We start from the raw sequence: 24268 nt of genomic DNA, 5'->3' as shown, positions 1-24268 counted from the left end.
ATTCGACTGAGGACGTCAGGCTGGCCTCGCCGGCTACCGCCCCCGTGCATGGCGGTCCCTGAGGACGATGACCGGAACGGCAATGAGACCACTAACCAGAAGCATTCAATCCTGCCGAACGTCTAGGAGGATAGCAGCGCTACCGCCGATGAGTGACCAGATGAAGGGGATCACTAGAAGCCAGTAAGAGAAGCGGCGGGTTGTCATAAGTAACGGGCCGAAGGTGAAAATCGTGACGGGGCACGGCGCTACGCCGAACATCGGTAAGGCCGGCCAAGAATGCCGCGTCGCGATTCTGATCAGCGGATAGACGAGAGACGCGTAGAGAATAAACCCCGCGCCGATCACTGCTCGAAAGCCGTAATTGATCGCGAAGCGAAGACCATCGCGGACGACGCCGGTGTAGAGTAGTGCCACGCCTTCCGCCACGAACAAGGCGCCAAAGGCGAAGGCGGCCTTGTTTACCGACGAGAAGAAGACGCCGTGATAGAGAACGCCGGTGCATAGCCACATCAATCCGAGGACGGCTGAGACGACGCGGTCAGAGGCACGGCCCGGCCGAAGAAGGGCGGCCAGGGCGATGGCTCCAAGCAGGTAAGCCACAATCTGCGCGGGCCAGATCGCCTTATTGTAGCTCGCGAAGACGTTAAGAAACTGCTCAAGCGTGAAGGGAAGCATGGTGCGATCCAGGCCGACAGCTAGCGTAGAGCACTTCGCTGCGGCGGTGTTTGATGAGGATCAACGTCGCCCCTCAAAGTCCGCTCGTGGCCGATTCTATTGAAAAGTCCTATGTGGCGCGAATGCCTATTTTCTAAGGGCTACCGATGCGGTCGACGCCGCTAGATACGGGGGACGCCGTCAATCTATACTGGATCGCTCTGCGATCTTCCTAGCTTTGCCGCGAAGGCTTTTCTCGCCAGAGTTCGCCCGAACTGATTTCAGCAAGATCTTGCGCTGGTACTATTTTCGACTTTTTCAACAGTATCGGCCCATCAACGAAGTGGCGACACCCCTCACTGAGGTCAGCTTAGTGGGGCGTAGCGGACGAGATTTGTTCATGCTGAGTTCTTCGCCTTTTGACCCATTTCGGACTTCAGCCTTGTCATCATAATAAGGCTGACGCGTCTCGCGTTCGCTACACCAAACGTCGTGGATGCAGCCCGATCCATGCCTTTCTGAGTGCAAAGCGCCCCCGTAATCGTAGAAACTAAAGCACGCATCAGATGCTACACTTCCTTCGTCGGCGTAAGGATCCAGGAATCTTGCGGCCGTGATCTTACGGACTGGCTGCTCGTCACGCGCCGGCTATAGCGGCTTGCGTAGGCCGGCTTGTCATAGATCAAATCGGCCGCCGGACTTTGTGATTATAAGAACTACAAAGTCCCATTTTTACCTAACAGCGAAAGCAATTTGGTGAAAACGCAGCCTGCACCGGAGATTGCCAAGCAAGTCGTCCTCGTCGTTGACGACGATGAGTCAGTGCGGCATTCCCTCAGGAGCCTGATGGAGAGTGAGGGCTTCGCGGTGTGCGCCTTTTCCAATGGCCACGACTTGCTCAACAAACCGAGCCTGCCTGCGACTGGGTGCTTGGTCGTCGATTACCACATGCCCGAAATGAATGGACTGGAACTGCTCAGCGCGCTGCGCCGTCGCGGAGTTTCGATCCCGGCTATTCTCTTCACAGGCAATCCAACCAAACATGTGCGCGACCGAGCTGCAGCAATTGCGGTGTTGGTCGTCGAGAAACCAGGACTAGGAAGCTATCTGCTGGATTGCGTTCGTGAGGCAGTTGCGAAGCATGGACACTTGTTGTCGTAGAGCTTCCTAGGCTCCTTCCCCTAATATAGCCGCTCAACTTGAGTTCGCTGCATTCACCCTTTCTCAATTTTTTGCAACGTGCAAGATTTGTTACATTGACGAACTCGGAGAATTAAAAACTGCCACTTCCGGGTTTGGCCCATCAGCGAAGTGGCGGCGCGCCTGATTGAAGTCCGTTCAATGGGCATAGCGGTCTGGATTTGCTGACGCCGAGGTCTTCGCATTTTGACCCCGACCGGACATGCCCCTGCGGGACCTGCAATAAGTCGGTGCGCGTGGTGGACTTTCTGCCCCGAACAAGGGAGCCGGACATGCAAGCGCGGGACGTGATGGTTTGTGGAGTTATCTCGGTGGGTCCCGATATCCCCGTTCGAACCGCGGCCAATGCGATGGTCAGCAACTGCGTCAGCGCGCTCCCGGTCATCGATGTCCGAGCAAAGCTGGTCGGCATCGTTTCGGAGGGCGATCTGATCCGGCGCGTCGAGATCGGCACTGAACGGCGCCGTTCGGGGGCGGCGGGCGAAACACTCATGTCAAGCGACGCGCTGGCGCAGGAGTTTATCAAGTCGCACGCCAAACGGGTAAGCGATGTGATGACGCGTGAGGTGATAACGGCGCAGCCGGAAACGCCCTTGCGGGAAATCGCGAGCTTGATGGAGAAGCACAGCATCAAGCGGGTGCCGATCGTTCAGGACCAACTGGTGGTCGGCATCGTCAGCCGCGTGAACCTGTTGCAAGTCCTAGCCCGCGCCGAGGACAGTAAGGATTGGGTTGAAAGCGACCGCGTGCTGCATCAACGCTTCGTCGAGAGCATCAAGGATCAGCCATGGGCGGGCAGACCCTTCAACATCATCGTCAATGACCGCTGCGCCGATCTCTGGGGATTTGTCTACAGCGTGGATGAGAAGACCGCCGTTCGCGTTGCCGCCGAAGCAACGCCAGGAATCGAGTCGGTATCGGATCATTTGGGCATCGCGCCCCAAACTTCCGGGACTATCCCGTGTGTCGATTTTGAAAATTGGAGTTAGTAACTCGAATTGGCCTGTCGTCGTCGATGATCATCGCGCGTAGCGCGCGGTCACTTCCTCGCAGATCATCAACGAGCGGCGACTCAGATGTAACGCGCGTATTACTTTCGTCCGGTCGGCGAACGGCAGGTTCGACCTGTGCAGCTCGGGAGAGGTGAATGTGCGCGCACTTCCGTTATTGATGCTGTGGAGGGCTCCTTTACCGGCACGAGAGTGCCAAGGAGTGGGCGCCGTCTGAGGCTACCACGATTCGGAGGAGCAGCCTATGCAGTCAATTTCGACAGTCGGCCTGGATATCGCGAAGTCGGTCTTTCAAGTGCATGGCGTTGATGCAGCCGGCCAGGTAGTCGTRCGCCGTCAGTTGCGGCCACCGACGCGGAGGCGATTTGCGAGGGGGTCACGCGACCCAACATGCGGTTCGTGCCGACCAAGACGGTCGAGCAACAGAGCTGTCTGATGCTTCACCGGGCGCGCTATCTCTTCATCCGCCGCGCCCCACCAAGGTTGCGCACTCGCCAACAAACTCGCCCGGATGGCTTGGGCGATGATGGCCCGGAACGAACCTACAAGCAACCCGCCGCTCTCGCGGCGTGAATGAGATCACACGGGAAAGCCCGGCGTGACGTAACGGTTGGGAAGGCCAACGGCGCGTAATGCAGTGCCGGTCGATCCGGCGATCAGGACAACCCACATGGGCCATAGCATCGTCGAATGCGAGGTATGACCGGGACCTGATCCGCGGAGGGCATTATGGCCAGCGGTCATGTGAACCGCGTAAATAGGCCGAACACATGGCTGCTCCGACCAATGCTGCGACGTGAAGATTCTTCTTGCCAACCTGGAGCCGTCCACACATGGCCCATCGCATCGGTTGGCGCAGCGCAGCGACATGTCCGGAGTCCGCCGCAAACCGGAAGTCGCCGACTGGGGGGCAAACCGACGCGATCGACCCGCATGTATGGTTCGGCCGCCCGTTGCAAGAGGTTCGTCGAGCTGGTGGTAAGCGGTCTTGCATCAATGTATCCGGTCTCTAGTTGGAGCTGTTTTGCTCCGGACTCGGTGTCGCCGTCGGATCTTTTGGGCCGGAAACGGTTCGCGCCCGACGGCGCTATCCAAAGTCCTTCCAAAGTATCGAAACTCGTTAAATGGATCGGAGACTTGGGCCGGACGCGGCGAGCAGCCTCGCTGGGTAACAAACCTGTTGAGGTCCGGAAAACGGATCGATGACCTACGTTCGACATTGCGAGCCAAAGCAGCCCGGGTAATTGCGCCCGGGCTACACAAGCGTCTGTCGACATTGGCTGCGCGGTGTCCCGTCAATCCTACTGAAAGTTCTCCCACTGCACCGCTTGGCGATCTACGGTTATGACCACGGTCATTTGGGCTGCTTCTCGTCCGTAGTTTTCGGCGATTTCGAGCAGCGACCGGCCCCACCCGGCCCTGTTTTCCTCCACGCGCGAGAGCAGGCCAGGAAACTCCCGCGATTAGCGATGTTCAGCGCGACCGTTTGACCAAGAGCGGGCCTCACTTAGTGCATCGACGTGACGAAAGACCGAGGGCGGCAGGAACGGCGATTGGCATGGCCCGTACGATCGCGACCAGGCATTCCGCAGAGCCGGTGCAATGACCGCACCGCTGACCAGCGTTCGATCGAGACTTCAATATGATCGTCGGTTCGATGTGGAGGAGCGGTGATCCGCGGCAAATAGCAATCTTCACTCCGAGGGGTTGCAGGTTTTTTGCAGCTGCAACCGCACGATCTCCATTTTCATCTAATGAAATTCAAGGGGCGGCCCGCGAAGGGCCGCCCCTTGTCAATCTACGGAAGCAACAGTTAGGAGGCAGTCCACGCGAGATGCACGATCGCTAGTGGAAGGCGTTCTCGTCCACCATTTCGAATAACTTGTGGTTGTCACTATAATCGACATGAACTCCGACGATAACAGGCCCGGGAGTGTCGAACGCCTTTTTCATTACCGTGGCGATGTCGCTGGGCTTGTGTATCATCATGCCCACCGCGCCGAAGGCCTCCGCATACTTGATGTAATCGACTGGGCCGAGTTGAATTCCCGACGTGCGGCCATATTTAATTTGCTCCTGGACGGCAACCATATCGTAGGTACCATCGATCCAGACCAGGTGGACAATGTTCGCCTTTAAGCGCACAGCTGTCTCCAGTTCCATCGAAGAAAAAAGGAAGCCGCCGTCCCCAGAGATCGAGAGAACTTTCTCCGCGGGCCGGACGATCGATGCCGCGATTCCCCATGGAAGGCCGACGCCCAGCGACTGCTGACCATTTGAGATAAGAACTTGACGGGGCCTGAAACTATAGAGATGCCGAGCAATCCATAGGTAAAGCGAACCGACATCCAAGCATACGGTGATGTCGCCGCCGAGAAACTGCTGAAGTTCGTGCACCAGACGCATCGGATGGATCGGAGCGCCGCCGCGAACCGCGGCTTCCTTGGTTAGCAACTGGCGCTTGGCGGTGATCATATCGAGAATTCCCTTCGCCAGTGCTGACTTCGAAGCTCGCTTGATCTGCGATGTCAGCGCTTGCAGGGTTTGCGCAAGATCACCGGTCAACTCGACGTGGGGGCTATAGCAATTGTCGAGATCTGCCGGCACGACATCGATATGAAGGATCTTTCGCTGGCTCTTGGCGTTCCACAGCGACGGCCAGTATTCGACGGGATCGTATCCGACAGTGATGACAAGATCGGCTGTTTCGAGCAGCAGGTCAGCTGGCTGGTTGGCGATTTGTCCAATCCTGCCGCCGAAATTGTCGAAAAGCATGGCACCTACCGCGCCCGCTGCTTGGAAGGTACCGACCGCCGGGAGGTTGTTCTTGCTAATAAAGGTCTGAAGCGCGGCGGCGTTAGCCGGCTTGCTCGCTAACATACCCAAGAGTAGTACTGGATTCGAAGCAGCATTGATAAGGCGGCCCGCTTCCTTGATCGCAGCACCGTCCGCGGGACCAAGGCCAGCAAAGGCCGGCGACGGCACCGGGCTGCGAGCGCAGGGCGCAGTGGCTACGTCGATGGGCAAGTTAACATAAGACGCACCCGGCCGACCTGACTCCGCTGCCCGAAAGGCGTTGGCGAGAACTTCGGGCAGTTGATCCGGTGCCCCCACGGTCGCACTGAATTTAGTCACTGGCTTGAGGATTGCGACTGCGTCCATCGTCTGATGAATTTGCTTCAGTGYATCGAATGTGCCGACCGCGCCCCCAAGCGCCACCACGGGGTCCCCCTCTGAGTTGGCTGTGGCCAAGCCGGTGGTCAGATTGGAGATGCCCGGCCCCGAGGTGGCGATGGCAACGCCCGCCTTGCCCGTCATGCGCCCGATACCACCTGCGATAAAGGACGCGTTCTGCTCGTGTCGACAGACGACGGTCTTGATCGACGAATCGACAAGCGCGTTGAAGACTGAGTCTATCTTTGCGCCAGGGACACCAAAGATGTGCGTCACGCCCTGCATCTCAAGCGTACGTACCACGAGTTCGGCACCAATCTGCGTCTTCGATGATTTTGTTGTTAGCCTCCTTAGTGAGCTTGTTCAGTGGGCTTGTTCAGCGTAGGCAAGTTCATTTGCAGTGTTCTTGCTGAGGTCCGCCTTCAAGAAGGATTCTGACTCCGGCAGGGCGAGATGAAAATCCGTCAATGCCTCAATGCGCAGCCTTAGCGGACCTCCTTCGACATCAAGCAAGTGGCCGCCATGCATTCGATCAAGCGAAAGGAAGTGGAAGTGATAACCGGGAATGCTGAACGCGGTCGAAAAGCCCGGCGACCATAAGCCGACCATGGTGCCCTCGATGTCACTGAAATCAAATTCACTCTGTGACTTGGCGGCCTCGGCGAGGCGCGTGCTTGGCTTTGGCGGATTCACTACACGCACCCGGACGCGCTTGAAATGCCCATCTAACCGAATGGCGTAGAAGATGTTGCCGGACTTCCGGTATTTGTCGCAGTTGGCTTCAAGATCTTTGAAGTTCAGTATCGGACCCGTCTCGGCATCCGTCTGAGGCGAAAAGTGCGTCACGACTGCGAACGGTGCTCCGGCATTGGGGCCGGCTTCCGACACGCTGCCGGTACCCTTTACTTGGTAAACGCGACCGTCGAGGACTACCATTTCGCCATCGAGTTTTGCGAAAGTGCCGAGACCAAAGTCTCCATGTTGCAGGATCGATTTGACGGTGACCTCTTTGTCGTAGACGCCCGCGACCAATGCGCCCGAGATTGAAACCTGAAACAGTGTATGAAGAGGCAAGCCGAGGTATTGCGAAAGGGCCGCTGTCACTACGAATTCGACGGCTTTCCCTGTCTTTGCGACGTCAGCATCCAATGCGGCCTTGAGTGATATCGGGATCGTGGTGCTTAGAATGTCCATCGGGCAACTCCGACTTTAAGCGACATGTTCGATCGCTACTCGCTTGAGCGAGGTAGACCATGGGAAAGATCGAAGGGTCTTCCAGAAAGCGACTCCGCATGTACAAATTTGCACGACGTACCGGAAGCATTGGTCACAGCTCATCGAGTCGAAGCTACGCCTTCCGACGCGCCGGCTCGCCAAGAGGCGGACGCAGCACGGGTGTGAGGCGGCCTTTGCTTAATGGAGCACTCGCGTTAGATGTGGGCTTAGCCAGATGCGGCGTGGTGGTAGGCTTGGCAGCATTGTCAGCACCATGCGGCAGGGCGTTTGAACCATAGAGCGCCAAACCGAGGGGTAGTGGCGTCAGTCCGATTTGGTCAACGGAGCGTCCAATGAGGCCGTAGTGTCGCGATGGACAGGACCGTCCATAGCGGACAACACCGGCCCGTCCGACCGCACAACGGGGGCAACAAAGCAGTAACCGCGACCCCAATTGGTCACCACGTATCGAGCTCCAGACGATCCGTCGTTCAAGACTTTGCGCAACGATGCGACTTGAACTCGAAGGGCGCCGTCATCGACCGTGATGTCGGGCCAGACAAGGTCCGACAACTCTCTTTTGCTCACAATCTGGCCTGCGTGTCGCACCAACGCAATCAAGATGTCAAGCGCCCGGCCGCCCAAATGAACCGGTCCGCCGTCCTTGAGGAGCAGCCTTTTGGAAATGCACAGCCTGAACGGTCCGAATGAAATCGTGTCCCAAACACGCGGTTGTTCGTGGGTTCGCATTGTTGCGTTCTCGTGCCGACCATTGGAACCAAGCCGCAATCCCGATCAGATCACATCTCACCTAGCAAGCCGAACAACGATTAGCGTCCGAGAAGCCAACGATCACGGCCGCAGCGCCGGTGAGTTGTATTGATCGTGCTCCTATTCGTACAGAACGGTCTCTCACCGGGAATTGCAACGTCAATGAGAAGTACAAACCGTTTACGGATCGGGCGATACGGCCATCTCACCAATTATTGCGAGGACGACGAGACAGGTCTATCCTCTCAGCGCAGTTAGTGTCCCGTGGACGCAAACTCGAGGCATCGCTGGTACGGCGCGAATAGCATTTCAGCTCAATTCGAGGAGATGCTTGGTGTGCTTCTGTTGAAGGAGTCAACGATGAATGCCGCTCGGTCGGACTCCATGTCGGATCTCACAGCGCATGTCGCGGACCAACCTCTGCCGCTTTCGAAATTTCATCGTCTAAGCAGCGGCGACATGGCGATGATCCGCCGACACTCCAGCGCTACGTTCGGAATCGCCAAGCCTGAGATCGACTTGGAACGGCGTGGCGCTACATTTCACTTTGTGCACAATCAATTCGATCTCTCACGGACGTCACTGCACGTCTTAGATTACAACTGCAGCGATTGCGCAGTTCGTATCGATATGCAGATACAACAGTTTCTTTTGCTTCAGTTCAGCTTGAGAGGGGAAGCCGAATTGTCTCAGGACGGGATGATGGATCGCATTTCGCCCGGCCAGTTCAAGATCATCCACGGCGATAGCCCGTTGAGGGGGCGTCTTTTGCCCGGCTATCGGAGCATGATTTTGCTGGTACCGCGTGCGGCGCTCAGCGCAGCCCTCGCGGAACAGATTGGACAACAACCCAAAAAGCCGCTCATCTTTGAGGCCGCCTGTTTCGGAGAAGACGGGCGCGGAGCCGCATTGGCATCTCTGTGCAAGACACTATGCGCCAATCTCGACACCGGCGGTCCGGCGTTTATGCGCGGACCTGTCGCCCGGCGCATGGAAGACCTGATCATCTCGCTGATTCTCTGGTCGCTTCCGCACAACTATACGGAGGAATTTGAACGTGATGAGACCTCGGCGCCGTATTATGTGAGGCGCGTTGAGCGACACATAGCTCAGAACGCCGCGACCGCATTGAGCTTTGCCGATCTTGTCGCCGCGTCGGGTGTAAGCGACCGTACATTGCACTACGGATTCCGCAAGTATCGGAATACAACCCCAATGGCCAGCCTTAAGTCTGTTCGGTTGGAACTTGCTCGGCGGGCATTGCTTGAGCCGGCGGGCCGTCGTGTTGTGGACATAGCAATGGATTGTGGATTTCCCCACCTCGGCAAGTTCGCCGTCGACTACCGGGAGCGGTTCGGTGAACGGCCTTCCGAAACCTTGCGGCGGCATTTGCTAATGGACCGATCTTCCAATGCCGCCCCTAACCTGCTGTGCAGCGAAGATTGGCACAAACGCCGGTAGTCGATTGCAGCAAGCATCTATTTTCAGTTGGCTCAGCATCCTTTCAACGGAGTGTCTTCGCACTCGTCCATGTAGCGCTGCATGCATCCACTTGAGGGTTCATCGACGCGCTTTCCGCCAACATTTAGATATGGCGCATTACTTCGCTCCGAACGCGAAGCAGGCGACGGGAACGAAGAAGGACCGCCTAGCGGGGCTCGCGGCGGCGGTACGAGCTGGCGAGGATGTCGGCGGACAGAGCAGCTTGAGTCCACCGAAGCAGGGCAATTTGACCTCGAAGCATATCGGGGAGCCCTCCCCTATTTCGCCACTGCCGTAGCTCTCGCGGCCAAGCCAGAGCGCTGCCGTGGATTCTCGCGACTGTCAAAGCCCCAGATCAGAAAGCCCGGGATGCTTGGAAGGACGGAGCCCGGACCGATCCCAATGATACTTGCGCTCTGACTCCCCGATCGGCAGATCGTTGATCGAAGCCAAACGCCGCTGCATCAGCCCGTTATCGGCGAACTGCCAGTTTTCGTTGCCATAGGAGCGAAACCAGCTCCCTGCATCGTCATGCCACTCGTAAGCGAAGCGTACCGCGATTCGGTTGGCTGTGAAGGCCCAGAGCTCCTTGATGAGGCGATAGTCGAGTTCCTTCGCCCACTTGCGAGTCAAGGAGCCGACGATTTCCYCCCGACCGCGGATGAAATCCGACCGATTGYGCCAGTAGCTATCCGGAGTATAAACCATCGAAACGAGCATCGGATTGCAGGAATTCCATCCATTCTCAGCGCCCGGACCTTTTGTTCTGCGGTCTCATGCATGAACGGCGGCAATGGGGATGGGTCTCAGTCATGTTAGAACTCCTCATCTAGGGTTTCCATAGACGAAGATTATATGACCGTGCCCCATGACTGCCTTTCGCTCACCCGCAGGCGTTTTTCGAAATGCACGCAATCTACGGACGGAAGCCCGAACGCGCCATCCGCTTCGCACTACGCCTCGAGCGGAAACTATTAAGGTCAATCGGGACCATGACTTTCGATAGGGGGCGTACTTTGCCGGCATCTATCGGATTTAGCCGGGCTGCGGAGATTCCAATGGCTTACAATGGTGCTAGGGGACGTAATCTGGTCGGCGCCGCACCGCTGCAGCGATCCGAACGACCGAGAGAGTGGCCGGAACCGTCAGCTTTCCGCGGCCGTACGCTTACGCGCGGCCTGCACGCCCTTCGCCTCACCATCCTCAACGGTTGCGTGTCGGGCCCCGAACACGACGACTAGACTCACCAACAACAGGAAGCCTTTAAGCATTTGCTGTTGCCAATCTGTCCAGCCTAGGAGGGCAGTGCCACTTGTCAGGGTGGCCAACAGCAGAACGCCAACCAGGGTGCCCAATGCGTTAGGCTCAAATGGCCTGATGACCAGAGCACCAAGAAAGATGGCAGTCAGCCCGTCCAAGAAATAGGACTCGCCGATCCGTGGCTGCCCGGACGCAAGGTCGGCAGCCAGCAAAATTCCTGCAGTGGCTGACGTCACACCTGATATGGCAAACAGGATGACGATGATTTTGGAAACAGGAATGCCGGCCTCCATCACGGCGCGCCTGTTCTGCGCGGTTGCATAGAGGTAGTGGCCGAAGAGCAACCGCTCTTGGAGGTACCAAGCTATTCCGTAAATGACCGCTGCGAGCGACGCCACTGCCGGAATTCCAACTACATTGACGCTCAAAAACTCGCCAATGAACCCCGCGTTCGCGATGCTGACGGACGACCCTCGCCCGATCGACGTCGCTATCGACAGCGCAATACCGCCCGTCGCGATAGTGACAATCAAGGACGGCAAACGTAGAAGTCCGACAATCAGGCCGTTCAGCAGGCCGATCCCGATGCCCGCCAAAACCCCCAGGCTAACTGCCAATGCCCAGCCGTACGGGACGGTCGCCGCGACCAGCATGTTCGCAACGGCAGCGACCTGCATGAAGCTCACATCAATCTCTCCGCTGGCGATCGCCCACGTCGCACCTCCATACATGATTGCGGCAATGCTCGCTGCTCGAAGCATGGAATCGAGGTTTGTTCCAGTCGAAAAGCCCGGGCAGGCCAGCGCAAAGCTCGTCACAAGAACTGCGAGAACAATGAGTAGGCCATATCGCAGCACCAGTTGCGATAATCTCCAGCCTGCATTGCGCGCCATTTAAATCATGCCTCCGTTTTATTTCCGGAGTGACGGATGGCTGTGTCCAAGAGGCCACCGGTCCGCGGGTCAAATGCAATTACGGTCAACAGAACAAGCAGACCTATGATGCCCTCGCCATAGTAGTACGGCACGCTGAGCAAGTTGCACCCGTTAAGCGTCGCGGAAATGAGTAAGCAACTTGCAAAGGTCGCGGCCACCGAGGCACGGCCGAACAAGGCGGCACCCAGATAAACAGATGCGTAAGCTGGAAGCAAAAAGCTACTACCAATGTGGACGTGCGCCTGACCTGCCTCGGCGCTGCGCAGGATTCCGGCCAGACAAGACATTCCTCCAGAAGCAGCGAACGCACCGAGCACGTACGCTCGAGTCCTGATCCCAGAAAGCAACGCCGATCGCGGATTTTCTCCCGTCGCGTAAAATCCCCGACCAAATCGCGTACAATGCAGGAACATCCAGGCCGCTAGGTTGATCGCGAGCATCAAAAGCACGGGCACTCCTACGAGCCCGATACTACGATTATTGAAATCGACCAACCCGACCGACACGAAGTTGTCAGATATAGTCGCACCTTGACTGTAAAGAAAGGAAAGAGAGGCTGATATTGCGCCTATCGCGATGGTCGAGACGATGTCGGGCAATCTCATGAAGCCAACTGCCGCACCGCTGATCGCGCCGCAAGCGATCCCGATCGAGATTCCTGCCAGCAGAGCCAGCGGGAGGCCCTGCTCTTGCGCTACGAACCATCCCGCCGTCATTGCGCCCAATGATGCTATGCCAGGAAACGAAAGATCCGACCTGCGTACCACGACGACAAATGTCAGGCCCAGAGCGGCGAGCTCGATTGCCGACATGTGCCGCAAAATCGCTGACACATTTGCTGTCGCTGCGAAATGAGGCGACAATGCACCAAAAAACGCTACGATGGCTCCGAGCAACAAAACGAAACCGAGCAGCCGAACGGGCATCATGGAAATCACTGCGCAAGCGGGTTCGTGGGGCTCGACTGCGGAGATCCGGTGATACCGGCCATCAGCAGTTCGCCACGCCCCGACGCTGCACCCTCGTGGACCATTCGCCCCCTGTACATCGCAATGACTCGATCGGCGATACCGCACACTTCGTCGCAATCCGACGACATTACGATCACGGCCGCTGATTTTGCTAGTTCTCGCATGAGACCGTAGATTTTCGATCGCGCGCCAATATCAATTCCGACTGTCGGTTCGACGAATATGTAAATCAGCGCTTGGACATAAAGGCCTTTCGCGACCAAGATCTTCTGCTGGTTGCCACCGCTGAAGGTTCGCACCTCACGATCAAGCAAAGGTGGCTGCAACGTCACCCGCTCAGCCAACATCTGGCTCGACTGCTTCATCTCGCTCAATCTGAGATATCCGCAAGTCCCGCATGCGCGTTTCAGGTTCGCCAGGGTAACGTTGAAGGTGACGTCTCGCGTCAGCGTTAAGCCTTCGGCTTGTCGATCGCCCGGCAAAAGAAACACCCCTCGACGCAGGGCATCATGGGGCCCACTTAGCGTCGTCRTCATACCCAACAGGTTCAGCGTTCCGCTCGTTGGGCGCGTCACGCCGAATAATGTCTTGGCCAATTCATCAATGCCGGAGCCGACCAAACCGAAAATGCCGAGCACTTCTCCGCGATGAGCGGCGAGGTTGATTTCTTGAAAAGCGCCAAGCTTTGTCCAACAACGCACTTCCAGATAGACATCTCCCGCGGAACAATTTTTGGCCGGATACAGAGGTTCGCTTCGTTCACCCAGCACAAGGTCTGCGATAGACAAATTTCCGCTCTCTACATCTGACAAACGATGCGTCCCTACGTTACGCCCGTCGCGCAGGATCGTAACCCGATCTGCGATGTTGAAGATGTCCGCTAGTTGATGGGTGATGTAAATGATCGAGATCCCGACGGCCTTTAATGTACGCATGAGCCGAAACAGGAGTGGCTTTTCTCGCTCCGTCAACACCGAGGTCGGCTCATCAAGAACCAATATCGAAACGTTATCGTTAGCGAGTGCGTGTAACACCGCAACCACTTCCCTATCTACAAAGCTCAACTGCCGAACCGGACAATCGAGATTGATCTCTATCGGGAAACGGCGAAGCAATTCGTTGGCGCGCTTCCGTAGCGAAGCGGGATGAAAGCGGGAGAAAAGAGTTGAGCGCCCGAACTCTCGACCGAGATAGATGTTTTCGAAGCCCGTCAGATTTGGCACCAGTTGAGGGTGTTGATGTACCGTCGCAATACCGCGGCGAATCGCTTCGCCGGGATCAGCGAATTCAACATTGCGCCCTCTGAGTTCGATAGTGCCAGCGTCCCTAGTGCAGAGGCCTGCTAGCATTTTGACCAGCGTGGATTTTCCGGCCCCGTTCGCCCCGAGTAGGGCATGTATTTCGCCGTGTTCAAGCTCGAACGTTACATTATTGAGCGCTATGACTTCGCCGAAGCGCTTCTCAATACCGCTCATCCGCAACATGGCTGCGCACATTCTTCGCTCCGCAATCCAAGGCGCTACAGCACTCGCTTCCACCCGAGTTTCGTTGCGACCCCGGGCTGGTCGAAGTCGTCGGGAATTGGGCGATCCGCAAGCATCTCCTTGGTGACTGCGTAGGTCGGAGCAATGATGATGGGTGGCACATCGCTTCCCGTTAGGAATTGGTGCGCGAAAAACACCTGCAAGTATGACATCTCATAAATGGCCTGCGCCATTGTCAGCACCATTGGAGAGCCACTTTTGATGTATTCAAATGGCTGTTTGCCGCCGCCAATGCCAGTAAGAATGATGCCCTCGCGACCTGCTGCCTTAGCGGCCAAGGCACCTTCGGTCGCGGCACCATCCCAGGCGCACCAAATGGCCTGCAGATCGGGCTGCGCAGTCAATAGGCTATCGACGGCTTGCCGCGGCGTAACTCCTGCGCTCGAGGAAAACGGATGGCTCGCGATCAACTTGATGTCAGGATACCTTAGCAGCACCGACTGCATGCCTAGCGTGCGGGCATTCCAGAACTTATTGCCCGGTAGCACTACGGCAGCGATATTGCCTTTCCCCCCGATCCGTTGGGCAATGTACTCCGCCATATACGCACCCATACCGTAGTCATTCCACATGACCGTCGTCTTCACCAAAGCACCTGGCACCACGCTGTCGCCGACGAAAATAGGAATATTCGCTTCGATAGCTCGCTTCACAGAAGGCGCGATGGCAACTGCATCGAAGGGGGTGATGAAGAGCGCGTCCGGCCTACTGGATGCAAGAGCATCGATTTGATCCGATTGTTTCTTGGGATCAGCGCTGGCGTCGGCCAGTCTCAAGTTGCCGCCCAACTTTGCGACGGCTTCCTTGTATCCATTAACAATATGTCGGCCCGACTCATAAGTCGTCCAGCCGAGCGATGCCGCGAAATAGAAATCCTTCGTTGCCGCTGATCGCGAACCGCCGAGATACGACGTCACCGCGAGCGCCGTTGCGGCGGAGAGCAATTGCCGACGACTAACCGGACGACGGTCGGCCCGGCTGCTGGGCGTGTCACGGTCGATCGCCGCCTCCCCGTCTTTTCGTCCTACCGCTCTTTGAGCCGTCTTCTCAACTCGCGGCCTCCAAGCCGCGCAAGCCGTGCCGTTTACGCAGGAACGCTTCCATAGTATGCTGACTTAGGCGTTGAGGGAAGATCGAAGTAAGAAATTCGATCCGCCGATCCGGTGGTGCAACTTGTAGCAGAGCAATACTGCAAGGAGTGCTCTTGATTGATCTTTCTCGCTACGAGTTCTCTTTGCTGCGGGAAGGAGACCTCGCTCTCTATCGAGGTTACGGACGGAATCTCGAGCCAATCCTACTGGTGTCTGCGGAAGACGCTTCCGTCAGCTGCTTCAAGCGGCTTGAGCACGAATTCTCGTTGAGGGCCGAACTTGATGTTGCTTGGGCTGCGCGCCCACTCGAGCTCTTGCGTTACAACGGCCGCTGGTCGTTAGTGCTTGAGGACCCGGGCGGGGCCCCCCTCGACAGGCAGCTTGTACATCCGCTGGAGATGCAGGAGCTTCTCAGCGTCGCCATCTCTCTTGCAGCTGCAATTGGCCAGATTCACGAGCGAGGCCTTATCCATAAGGATATCAAGCCGGCAAACATCTTAGTAAGCGGCGCGGCAGGCAAGGCCTGCTTCACTGGCTTCGGCATCGCCTCGCGTCTACCGCGCGAGCGCCAGACCCCTCGTCCCCCCGAGGTCATCGCGGGCACTCTCGCCTACATGGCCCCCGAACAAACCGGTCGCATGAATCGTTCGGTCGATGCCAGAAGCGATCTCTACGCGCTTGGTGTCACGCTGTATCAGATGCTTACCGGCGAGCTGCCGTTCACGGCCAATCAGCCGATGGAGTGGATCCATTGCCACATCGCGCTGCAACCAATGCGGCCCAGCCGGCGCAGAGCGGAAATCCCGGAGCAACTCTCTAATATCGTCACCAAATTGCTCGCGAAGACTGCAGAGGAGCGATACCAGACTGCCGCAGGGATTGAGGCAGACCTCCGGCGCTGCGCTGCGGAATGGATGGCCCACGGCAAAGTTGCAGATTTCCCGCTGGCAGAACAAGACGTGTCGAATCGGCTTCTTATTCCGGAGCGGCTGTACGGACGAGAGCGTGAGATCGAAATTCTGCTCCGTTCGTTTGATCAGGTCCTGGAGACCGGCGCGCCGGGGCTGCTCCTCGTGTCCGGATATTCGGGAATGGGCAAGTCCTCCGTTGTGAGCGAACTGCACAAGGTGATTGTCCCTTCGGGGAGTCTGTTCGCATCTGGGAAGTTCGATCAATACAGACGAGACATTCCCTATGCGACCATCGGCCAGGCGCTGCAAAGCCTCGTGCACTCGCTACTAGGCGAGAGCGAAGCGGTCCTCGACCAATGGCGCGATGCCTTGTCCAACGCACTCGCCTCGGCCGGCCAACTCATCGTAAACATCGTGCCCGAACTGGAGTTGATCATCGGCGCTCAGCCTCCATTTCCCGACCTCTCTCCGGTTGACGCTCAAAGCCGCTTTCAAACGGTATTCCGGCGTTTCGTGGGAGTTTTCGCACGGCAGGAACACCCTCTCGTACTGTTTCTTGATGATTTGCAGTGGATCGACGGAGCCACCCTCGACCTTATCGAACACCTTGTGACCAGCCGAGATGTGCGCCACCTCTTCCTCATCGCCGCCTATCGTGACAACGAGGTCGGCCCCGCGCTTCTACGTAAACTCGAAGCGATTCAGGACGCCGGCGCACAGATCCGACGGATAGTGCTGCAACCTCTGGCACTCCAAGACATTGGCCGGATGGTGGCTGATGCTCTCCGATGCGAACCTGACCGAGCGCAAATGCTGGCGGGACTCGTGCATGAGAAGACGGCCGGCAATCCCTTCTTTGCGATTCAGTTTCTTACAGCGCTGCACGACGAGCGCCTGCTCCTGTTCGACGCATCCGCGTCGGATTGGACTTGGGACATGGATAGTATCCGCGCTAAAACTCACACGGACAATGTCGTTGATCTCCTGGCCGAGAAGCTAAAGCGGCTATCCAACCCCACCCAGGAAGCTCTAAAGCAGCTTGCTTGCCTAAGTGCAACCACCGATCTCTCCACGTTGAGCCGCGTTCGTGGTGCGACTGACGTCGCGACGCATGCGGTCATCTGGGAGGCCGTCCAGGCGGGTCTCGTCACCTACTCGGATGGGGTCTTTCGTTTTGTTCACGATCGCATTCAGCAAGCAGCATATTCGCTTCTCCCCGAAGAGCGGCGTGCCGCGCTCCATCTACGCATTGGTAGAGCACTGCTGGCGGGTATGACTGACGAGGAAGTGACCGAGCACCCCTTCGAGCTCGCCAGCCAGCTCAATAGAGGCGCCTCACTGCTGATCGATCGGAACGAGAAAGCCCAGGTTGCCGGGGTCAACCTCCATGCCGGTGTCAAGGCCAAGACTTCGGCGGCCTATGCTTCTGCCCGCGCGTACTTTTCTGCCGGCATGACGTTGCTGGACGACGCCGACTGGGCGAGCCACTATGAATTGGCGTTCCGATTGTGGCTCGAGCGCGCGGAATGCGAGTTCTCGACTGGAGGCTTCGACAAGGCTGAAGAGCTCATCGCGCAGTCACTGGCACGTGCTACGTCCAAGAGCGACATGGCTGCCGCATATGACCTGCTCGTGCGACTTTACGTGGTAAAGGGAGAATATCCGCGAGCAGTCCAGAGCGCTCTTGCATGTATGAAGCTGTTTGGGATCGACCTCCCGTCACATCCAACCTGGAGCGACGTTGTCGCCGAATACGAGAGTGTATCACGGCGTCTGCAAACGCGCCCAATCGAGACTTTGATCGACCTACCGCTGATGTCCGATTCAAAGCTAGAAGCCGTCATGCCGGCACTCTCGGCTCTCTTCGACGCTGCTTATCTAACTAACCTCAATTTGTTCTGTTTGCACGTATGCCGAATGGTGAACATCAGCCTCACTCACGGCATGTGCGGCGCGAGCGCGCACGGGTATGTGCTTTTTGGATTCATCTTGGGGCCCGTGTTTCATCGTTACGATGACGGCTTTCGCTTTGCGAAGCTCGCCTGTGATTTGACGAACAAGCACAACTTCCTCTCGGTCAAAACGCGAATATACCTTGAGATGGGGATGGTCGCGCCGTGGACTCAATCTCTGACACATGCAATCGATTTGAAGCTCGAGGCGTTCCGGAGCGCCACCGAGACGGGCGATTTGACGTTCGCATGCTACAGTCTATCGCAGAGCATTGCTGATCGCCTCGTACGCAATGATCCACTCGATGCAGCATGGCGCGAGTGCGAAAGAAGTATGGATTTTGTCCAGAAGACCAAATTCCGCGATGTCGCTGGCGTAATAGCCAGCCAGCAGCTCTTCATCGCGTCTATGCAGGGCACGACGAACTTGCCTAATTCGGGCGGCGCACTATTCGATGAGGCGAGGTTCGAAAGCGAACTCGCCGGACGAATGCCCGTCCTGAATTACATCTATTTGGCTCTCAAGCTTAAGTCACGCTTCCTGATGGGACGGTACCCCGAAGCGCATGAGGCCGCTGGACGAGCCAAGGAATTGCTTTGGGCCGCCGCAGCTCAGATTCATTTACTCGATTACTACCTGTATGCCGCACTGACGGCAGCTGCGCTCTACGATACCGCCTCCGAAGACAGGCGCGCGGAATGGCACAGCCTCCTGATAAAACATCGCGAACAACTGCGCGAATGGGCCAAGAATTACCCTCCGACCTTCAACGACAAGCACATGCTAGTGTCAGCAGAAATAGATCGGATAGAGGGGCGGGACGCCGACGCCATGCGGCTATACGAGAATGCGATTCAGTCGGCTCGTAATCAGGGCTTTCTTCAAAACGAAGCTCTGGCCCACGAGGTGGCCGCGCGCTACTACGCGGCGCGCGGCGTCGACAGCGTCTCTCGATTCTACCTGCGAAACGCCCGCGAGTGCTATCTCCGCTGGGGCGCCGGTGCCAAAGCCCGCCAGTTGGAAGAGCTTCATCCACACCTTCGGGATAAGCCAGTTCTTGCGTCTGCAACTGCAACGCTTGGAGCGCCGGTAGACCTGGTCGATGTCGGAGCAGTGGTCAGAGCCTCCCAGGTCATGTCGAGCGAAATCGAAATCGGCAAACTCGTTAAAACACTAATGAGAATCGCCATCGAACATGCGGGTGCCGAACGCGGACTTCTGATCTTCTATTCGAGCGGCACCCTGCAGATCGAGGCTGAAGCGAAGGTCGAGCAGGCCGGCTTCCAGTTCTTCCTGCGTCAGGAAACGGCAATCTCGGCAGAACTGCCCGAATCGCTCATCCATACTGTAGCCAGGGTACAGAAGTGCATCATTCTGGATGACGCATCGGCAGAAAGTGCGTTGTCTGCAGATGACTACGTAAGGAGAAAGCGGCTTCGATCAGTCTTGATCCTACCGCTTGTAAAGCAGGCCGAGCTCGTAGGCATATTGTATCTCGAGAATAATGTGGCTACGCACGCTTTCACGCCCGATCGGGTATCAGTGTTGGAACTCTTGGCCTCACAGGCCGCGATTTCGCTTGAGAACGCCCGCCTCTACGACGACCTTCGTGAGCGCGAAGCGAAGATTCGGCGTCTGGTCGACGCCAACATCATCGGGATCATCATTTGGGACTTCGACGGCGGTATCACCGAAGCTAATGACACATTCCTCCGCATGGTCGGATACGATCGTGACGATCTCGTTACTGGGCGCGTCCGGTGGACTGATTTGATGCCTCCCGAATGGCGAGACAGAGCTGCGCGGGCGCTACAGGAACTCAAAATCGCGGGATCGACACCTCCTTTCGAGAGAGAGTATTTCCGAAAGGATGGTCAACGCGTTCCTGTGTTGATTGGTGCTGCAAGCCTCGAGAATAAGAATCAAGGAGTTGCATTTGTGCTCGATCTGACTGAACGCAAACAGGCTGAAGCCGGCGCCCGCGAGAGCGAACGGCGGTACCGGGAGGTCCAGATGGAACTCGCACACGCGAACCGCGTAGCAACCATGGGCCAACTTACCGCCTCGATCGCTCACGAGGTCAATCAACCAATTGCAGCGATAGTCGGCAATGCTGAGGCAACTCTTAGATGGCTCGCGTATCAGCCTCCGAACATGGAGGAAGCGCGTCTGCTGCTCGGCAGAATCGTCAAGGATGGACGCCGTATGAGCGATGTCATCGGTCGTATTCGCGATCTCATAAACAAGGCACCACCCCGAATAGAGCGCTTCGAGATCAACAGTACGATAAGTGAGGTCATCGAACTCGCTCGCGGAGAAGTGACGAAAGGCGGCGTTTCAATTCGTACATTCTTTGCAGAAGGACTACCGGTTATTGAAGCAGATCGCACGCAACTACAGCAGGTCATTCTCAATCTGATTGTCAACGCGGTTCAAGCATTGGATCAGAACGTCCTAGAACCGCGCGAGCTGAGCGTTGGCACGGAAACCGATGAGTCAAATACGGTCATCGTTTCCATTCGAGATACGGGGCCCGGAATTGGCTCGGACAACTTGGGTCGCCTGTTCGATCCATTCTATACAACTAAAACTGGCGGCATGGGGATGGGACTTTCGATTTGCCATTCGATTATCGAGGCCCATGGCGGCCGCATTTGGGTCACGCCAAATAGTCCACGCGGCGCCATATTTCACTTCACAGTTCCCTCAGCGGTAATGTCCCATTGACGAGCTGATACGCCCGCCATGCATATCAAAGGATAACGACCCGCTAACGCCTAGACTTGCCTGAGTGGCTGCCGGCTCCTTGAGTCCGCTTGTTGGCTAATGTCCAACGGCCGTCTTGAGGTAACTGATCAGTAGCTCAATTTCCAACGGCTTACGCATGAAGCCCAACACTCCCTGTGAACGGGCTCTCTCTTCGAGATCCGGCTCCGTCTGCGCGGTAATCATGATCACCGGAACTGGACTCTTGCGTTCATCAAGTCGTTCCTTCAGGTCAAACCCGCTCAGTCCGGGCATGTGAATGTCCGTAATTGCGCACGTAAACCTTTCGAAGTCCTCATATGCGAGAAATGCTTCAGCAGAATCGAAGCTTACCGCATCGTATCCGAGCGATCGAACTAGAGAGACGAGCATTTCTCTTACGGCGGCATCGTCGTCGATAATCGATATCATTGCTATTGCCCGCCTATTTTTCCACCTTCCGGGGGCCGCATATTTCGAGGATATTCGACTATCCCTTGCGCGCTTTGGTCCCGAGCATGTCTGCCATACGAACCAGATCCGCCAATGAATGTGCCTCCATTTTCCGCATGGCGGCGCCGCGATGCATTTTGACCGTAATCTCACTTAACCCCAGTTCACCGGCTACCTGCTTGTTCAACTTTCCCGTTACAACGAGCATCATCACTTCGCGCTCTCGCGCTGAGAGCTTTGCGAACCGATTTGCGACGGCGAGAGCCACGCCCTCGCTTTCACGACGCGCTCTGTCTCGATCGATGGCCGTCGTGACTGCATCAATCATATCTTGATCACGAAACGGTTTCGGGAGGAAATCGACAGCTCCCGCCTTCATGCCTCGGACTGTCATGGGGATGTCCCCATGACCCGTCATCAGCACGACTGGCAGACTTATTCCAATTTCGTGCAGTTGTTCTTGGAAATCCAAGCCGTTGACGCCGGGCAGTCGGATATCGAGTACTATGCATCCTGGCGTGTTCAAGCTGATTGCCCTCAAGAACTCTTGGGTGGAGCTGTAAGTACGAACATTCAGCCGAACCGAGCGAAGCAGACTGTCTAACATCAACCGAACAGACTCATCATCGTCGATGATGTGCACGACGGGATGCTCGTTGGCGGGTTGCRTCATCTCTGTGCCACCCAGCAGCAGTTCTGTTCCATATCACGTTCTCGCCTGTAACAGCACTACACTAAGGTATCCCCGACCGAAACAGACGCCACACCAAAGTATAGGTGAGGAAGACGGATGCTATATTGGCGCAGGATCAGGCAGCGATCATAGTCGACCCAGCAGCTACCCAGAAATCCAGAGGCCCAACGATGAGCTCTGATCTCCTGGAGAATAGTCCTATGCCGCCGTCTAGCGAAGATAACTATGAAGACGCGGACGATGAGAATGAAGATCTCTATAGAGATTTTCCTGCGGACACCGTGACGTTTGGCGATTTCGCATTCTCACAGGCGGGACGTTTGTTGACTTGCGGCGCAAGACCGATCGCTTTGGGCAGCCGAGCCATGGATATTCTAAAACTCTTGATTCAGCGGTCCGGATCAGTCGTCACTAAGAAAGAACTCATGGCGAAGGTCTGGCCCAACGTTACGGTTGGCGAGAACGGTCTTCACTTCCAAATTGCTGCACTGCGGAAAGCCCTGAAGGACGGACAGAATGGCAATAGATACATCGTCAATGTCTCCGGGCGAGGCTATTGCTTCGTTGCGCCGACTGCGCGTGCAGCAAGCGGGGCTTCGGTGTCCGCGGCTGCGGTCGAGGGATTGTTGGAGGTATCAACCATCCCCCCCACCTTGACACGCATGGTCGGGCGCGATGATGCAGTATCGGAAGTGTCTGCTCTCCTCGTGAAGCATCGCCTCGTGACCGTTACCGGCGCCGCCGGTGTGGGCAAGACCACGGTCGCGGTTTCCGCGGCTCGCCTTTGGGGCCAGACGAACGGGCATACGGTCTCGTTTGTCGATTTCGATAAGATCGATGAACCGGATCTTATCCGGGATACGCTTGCATCGGCCTTCGGATTGAGCGATTCGAGTTCCGAACCCGCCGGCAGTCTGCCTACTATTACGAGGCACAAAAGGCGTCTTTTGGTGCTCGACAATTGTGAGCACCTAGCGGGCGCGATTGCGGAAGTAGCGGAACGGCTGCTCCATAATGCCGAGAGCCTCCAAATTCTCGTAACCAGTCGAGAAGCGCTTCAGGCGCACGGCGAACGGGTCTACCAGCTCCAGCAACTTGTTGGCCCGCCAAGGGACGTGCCTTTGTCGATGGCAGACGCGCTCGGATATCCCGCAAGTCAAATGTTTATCGAGCGCGTCGAAGCAAACGGAGTACATATCAGCGATTGCCCTCAAAACGTACGGCTCATTTCGCACATTTGCGAACAACTGGATGGCATCCCGCTTGCTATTGATATTGTTGCTCGCCGCGCGGGCACGCACGGCTTGATGGAGACAGCAGAGCTGCTGACAGAGGGCCGTTTCCTGCGTTGGCCAGGAGCCCGCACCGCACCTTCACGCCATCAGACGCTATATGCCTCCTTCGAAAGAACCAATGATCTCCTAACCACAGAGGAACGATCGATCTTTCGATGCCTCTCGACGATCGCAGATACATTCAACCTCAGAGAAGCCTGCAGCGTGACCACAAAGACCGGAATCGCCAACGAGATCGTTGTCGACACCATTCGCCGTCTCGTAACGAGTTCTCTTGTCTTGGCGACGCATGACGCAACAGGCGCAGTAACTTATCGTCTCATTAAAAGCACGAAGATATTTGCGTTAGGCGGGGCCGACGCAGAGGATGGCGCACTTCATAGCACGACGAGAGGTAACTACCATCTCGCACGAACTAATGCCCGTATTGGCAGTGAACGCAACGCGCCCGACACTCATCACCGATCAGATCGCGACAAAGTCGCATGCTTGCCGGCCTCACCGCCGCATCTTCACGGGCGGCGAGATGCTGGTACAACTGCCTGTTCGAGCCAAACAACCCTGCTCCACACCAAGAAACTCCATACTCCCGCGAGTTGACAATTCTCTCACCGGGTGAGCGCCAGGCAAGGTGCGCGCTCGGAATCAGCGTCAACGTCTTCGCGTCACGCAAGGGGCTCTCGAACCTCTTACAGACGCAGCGCTTTTATCAAGAGGGATATGGCCAAAACAGCGCCACGCTCTCAAGTCGTCCGTGAAGAATGCGGATTGATCTGAGAAATAAGCAGAATTTGTCTTGATGTAGTATTCGATTTTGCAGGAAAGCGGGGTGTTGGACCTCGCTTTCTTGCGTTTTAGGATTTTGCTTTTGGGCGATTCGTGATTCCGATTCGTGATTCCCTGACGG

Annotated in this window: 15 protein-coding genes and 3 pseudogenes; 7 read left to right on the top strand and 11 right to left on the bottom strand. The window is 56.8% G+C overall.

The window, feature by feature from the left end; translation table 11 throughout:
* Positions 1-105 precede the first annotated feature (105 nt).
* Complete coding sequence (locus AB4Z51_RS36975; RefSeq protein ID WP_441499068.1) at positions 106-678, bottom strand: DUF6064 family protein; 573 nt, start codon at positions 676-678, stop codon at positions 106-108.
* A 735-nt stretch (positions 679-1413) separates the two neighbouring features.
* Here AB4Z51_RS36975 and AB4Z51_RS36970 point away from each other — a divergent pair.
* From AB4Z51_RS36970 to AB4Z51_RS36955, 4 genes and pseudogenes are all read left to right on the top strand, one after another.
* Entirely contained in the window at positions 1414-1818 is a 405-nt protein-coding gene (locus tag AB4Z51_RS36970) for a response regulator transcription factor (RefSeq protein ID WP_441499074.1), read from the top strand.
* 311 nt (positions 1819-2129) lie between these two features.
* Complete coding sequence (locus tag AB4Z51_RS36965; RefSeq protein ID WP_441499067.1) at positions 2130-2846, top strand: CBS domain-containing protein; 717 nt, start codon at positions 2130-2132, stop codon at positions 2844-2846.
* Between the two features lie 265 nt (positions 2847-3111).
* A pseudogene (locus AB4Z51_RS36960) lies at positions 3112-3338 on the top strand (hypothetical protein); the annotation flags it as partial.
* 517 nt (positions 3339-3855) lie between these two features.
* Positions 3856-4215: an H-NS histone family protein gene (locus tag AB4Z51_RS36955; RefSeq protein WP_441499066.1), complete on the top strand. Its 360-nt coding sequence runs from the start codon at positions 3856-3858 to the stop codon at positions 4213-4215.
* A gap of 497 nt (positions 4216-4712) precedes the next feature.
* On the opposite strand, the pseudogene alsS reads toward AB4Z51_RS36955, so the two are convergent.
* The 3 genes and pseudogenes from alsS to AB4Z51_RS36940 form a co-directional block, all read right to left on the bottom strand.
* Positions 4713-6365, bottom strand: a pseudogene (gene alsS, locus AB4Z51_RS36950) (acetolactate synthase AlsS); the annotation flags it as partial.
* A 39-nt stretch (positions 6366-6404) separates the two neighbouring features.
* Positions 6405-7235 (bottom strand): acetolactate decarboxylase, encoded by an 831-nt coding sequence (gene budA / locus AB4Z51_RS36945; protein ID WP_441499065.1) that lies wholly within the window; start codon positions 7233-7235, stop codon positions 6405-6407.
* A gap of 345 nt (positions 7236-7580) precedes the next feature.
* Complete coding sequence (locus tag AB4Z51_RS36940) at positions 7581-8006, bottom strand: winged helix-turn-helix domain-containing protein (protein WP_441499064.1); 426 nt, start codon at positions 8004-8006, stop codon at positions 7581-7583.
* A gap of 381 nt (positions 8007-8387) precedes the next feature.
* Here AB4Z51_RS36940 and AB4Z51_RS36935 point away from each other — a divergent pair, with 381 nt between their 5' ends.
* The gene (locus tag AB4Z51_RS36935; RefSeq protein WP_441499063.1) at positions 8388-9488 is read left to right on the top strand and encodes an AraC family transcriptional regulator; all 1101 of its coding nucleotides are present in this window, start codon (positions 8388-8390) and stop codon (positions 9486-9488) included.
* A 363-nt stretch (positions 9489-9851) separates the two neighbouring features.
* Here AB4Z51_RS36935 and AB4Z51_RS36930 read toward each other — a convergent pair.
* From AB4Z51_RS36930 to AB4Z51_RS36910, 5 genes and pseudogenes are all read right to left on the bottom strand, one after another.
* Positions 9852-10291: pseudogene (locus AB4Z51_RS36930) on the bottom strand (nuclear transport factor 2 family protein).
* A gap of 363 nt (positions 10292-10654) precedes the next feature.
* A complete protein-coding gene (locus tag AB4Z51_RS36925; RefSeq protein WP_135217104.1) occupies positions 10655-11662 on the bottom strand; it encodes an ABC transporter permease in 1008 nt (335 codons plus the stop codon).
* Positions 11663-11667: 5 nt separating this feature from the next.
* Positions 11668-12633 (bottom strand): ABC transporter permease, encoded by a 966-nt coding sequence (locus AB4Z51_RS36920; RefSeq protein ID WP_135217103.1) that lies wholly within the window; start codon positions 12631-12633, stop codon positions 11668-11670.
* Positions 12634-12638: 5 nt separating this feature from the next.
* Positions 12639-14171, bottom strand: coding sequence for a sugar ABC transporter ATP-binding protein (locus tag AB4Z51_RS36915; RefSeq protein WP_441499062.1), 1533 nt, complete (start codon positions 14169-14171; stop codon positions 12639-12641).
* A gap of 23 nt (positions 14172-14194) precedes the next feature.
* Entirely contained in the window at positions 14195-15136 is a 942-nt protein-coding gene (locus AB4Z51_RS36910; RefSeq protein ID WP_244623495.1) for a sugar ABC transporter substrate-binding protein, read from the bottom strand.
* A 287-nt stretch (positions 15137-15423) separates the two neighbouring features.
* Between AB4Z51_RS36910 and AB4Z51_RS36905 the strand changes: the two genes are divergently transcribed.
* A complete protein-coding gene (locus tag AB4Z51_RS36905) occupies positions 15424-20901 on the top strand; it encodes a trifunctional serine/threonine-protein kinase/ATP-binding protein/sensor histidine kinase (protein WP_205124635.1) in 5478 nt (1825 codons plus the stop codon).
* A 96-nt stretch (positions 20902-20997) separates the two neighbouring features.
* Here AB4Z51_RS36905 and AB4Z51_RS36900 read toward each other — a convergent pair whose 3' ends face one another.
* On the bottom strand, positions 20998-21351 hold the full coding sequence (locus tag AB4Z51_RS36900) for a response regulator transcription factor (RefSeq protein ID WP_135217099.1): 354 nt from the start codon (positions 21349-21351) through the stop codon (positions 20998-21000).
* 58 nt (positions 21352-21409) lie between these two features.
* Positions 21410-22045 (bottom strand): response regulator transcription factor, encoded by a 636-nt coding sequence (locus AB4Z51_RS36895; protein WP_441499061.1) that lies wholly within the window; start codon positions 22043-22045, stop codon positions 21410-21412.
* Between the two features lie 191 nt (positions 22046-22236).
* Here AB4Z51_RS36895 and AB4Z51_RS36890 point away from each other — a divergent pair, with 191 nt between their 5' ends.
* Entirely contained in the window at positions 22237-23961 is a 1725-nt protein-coding gene (locus AB4Z51_RS36890) for an ATP-binding protein (protein ID WP_135217097.1), read from the top strand.
* Positions 23962-24268 lie beyond the last annotated feature (307 nt).

Source organism: Bradyrhizobium sp. 2TAF36 (assembly GCF_052114925.1).
In the GTDB taxonomy this organism is placed as follows: domain Bacteria; phylum Pseudomonadota; class Alphaproteobacteria; order Rhizobiales; family Xanthobacteraceae; genus Bradyrhizobium; species Bradyrhizobium barranii.
Note: the sequence above shows the minus strand (reverse complement) of the source record. Positions and strands in the feature narration are given on the sequence as shown.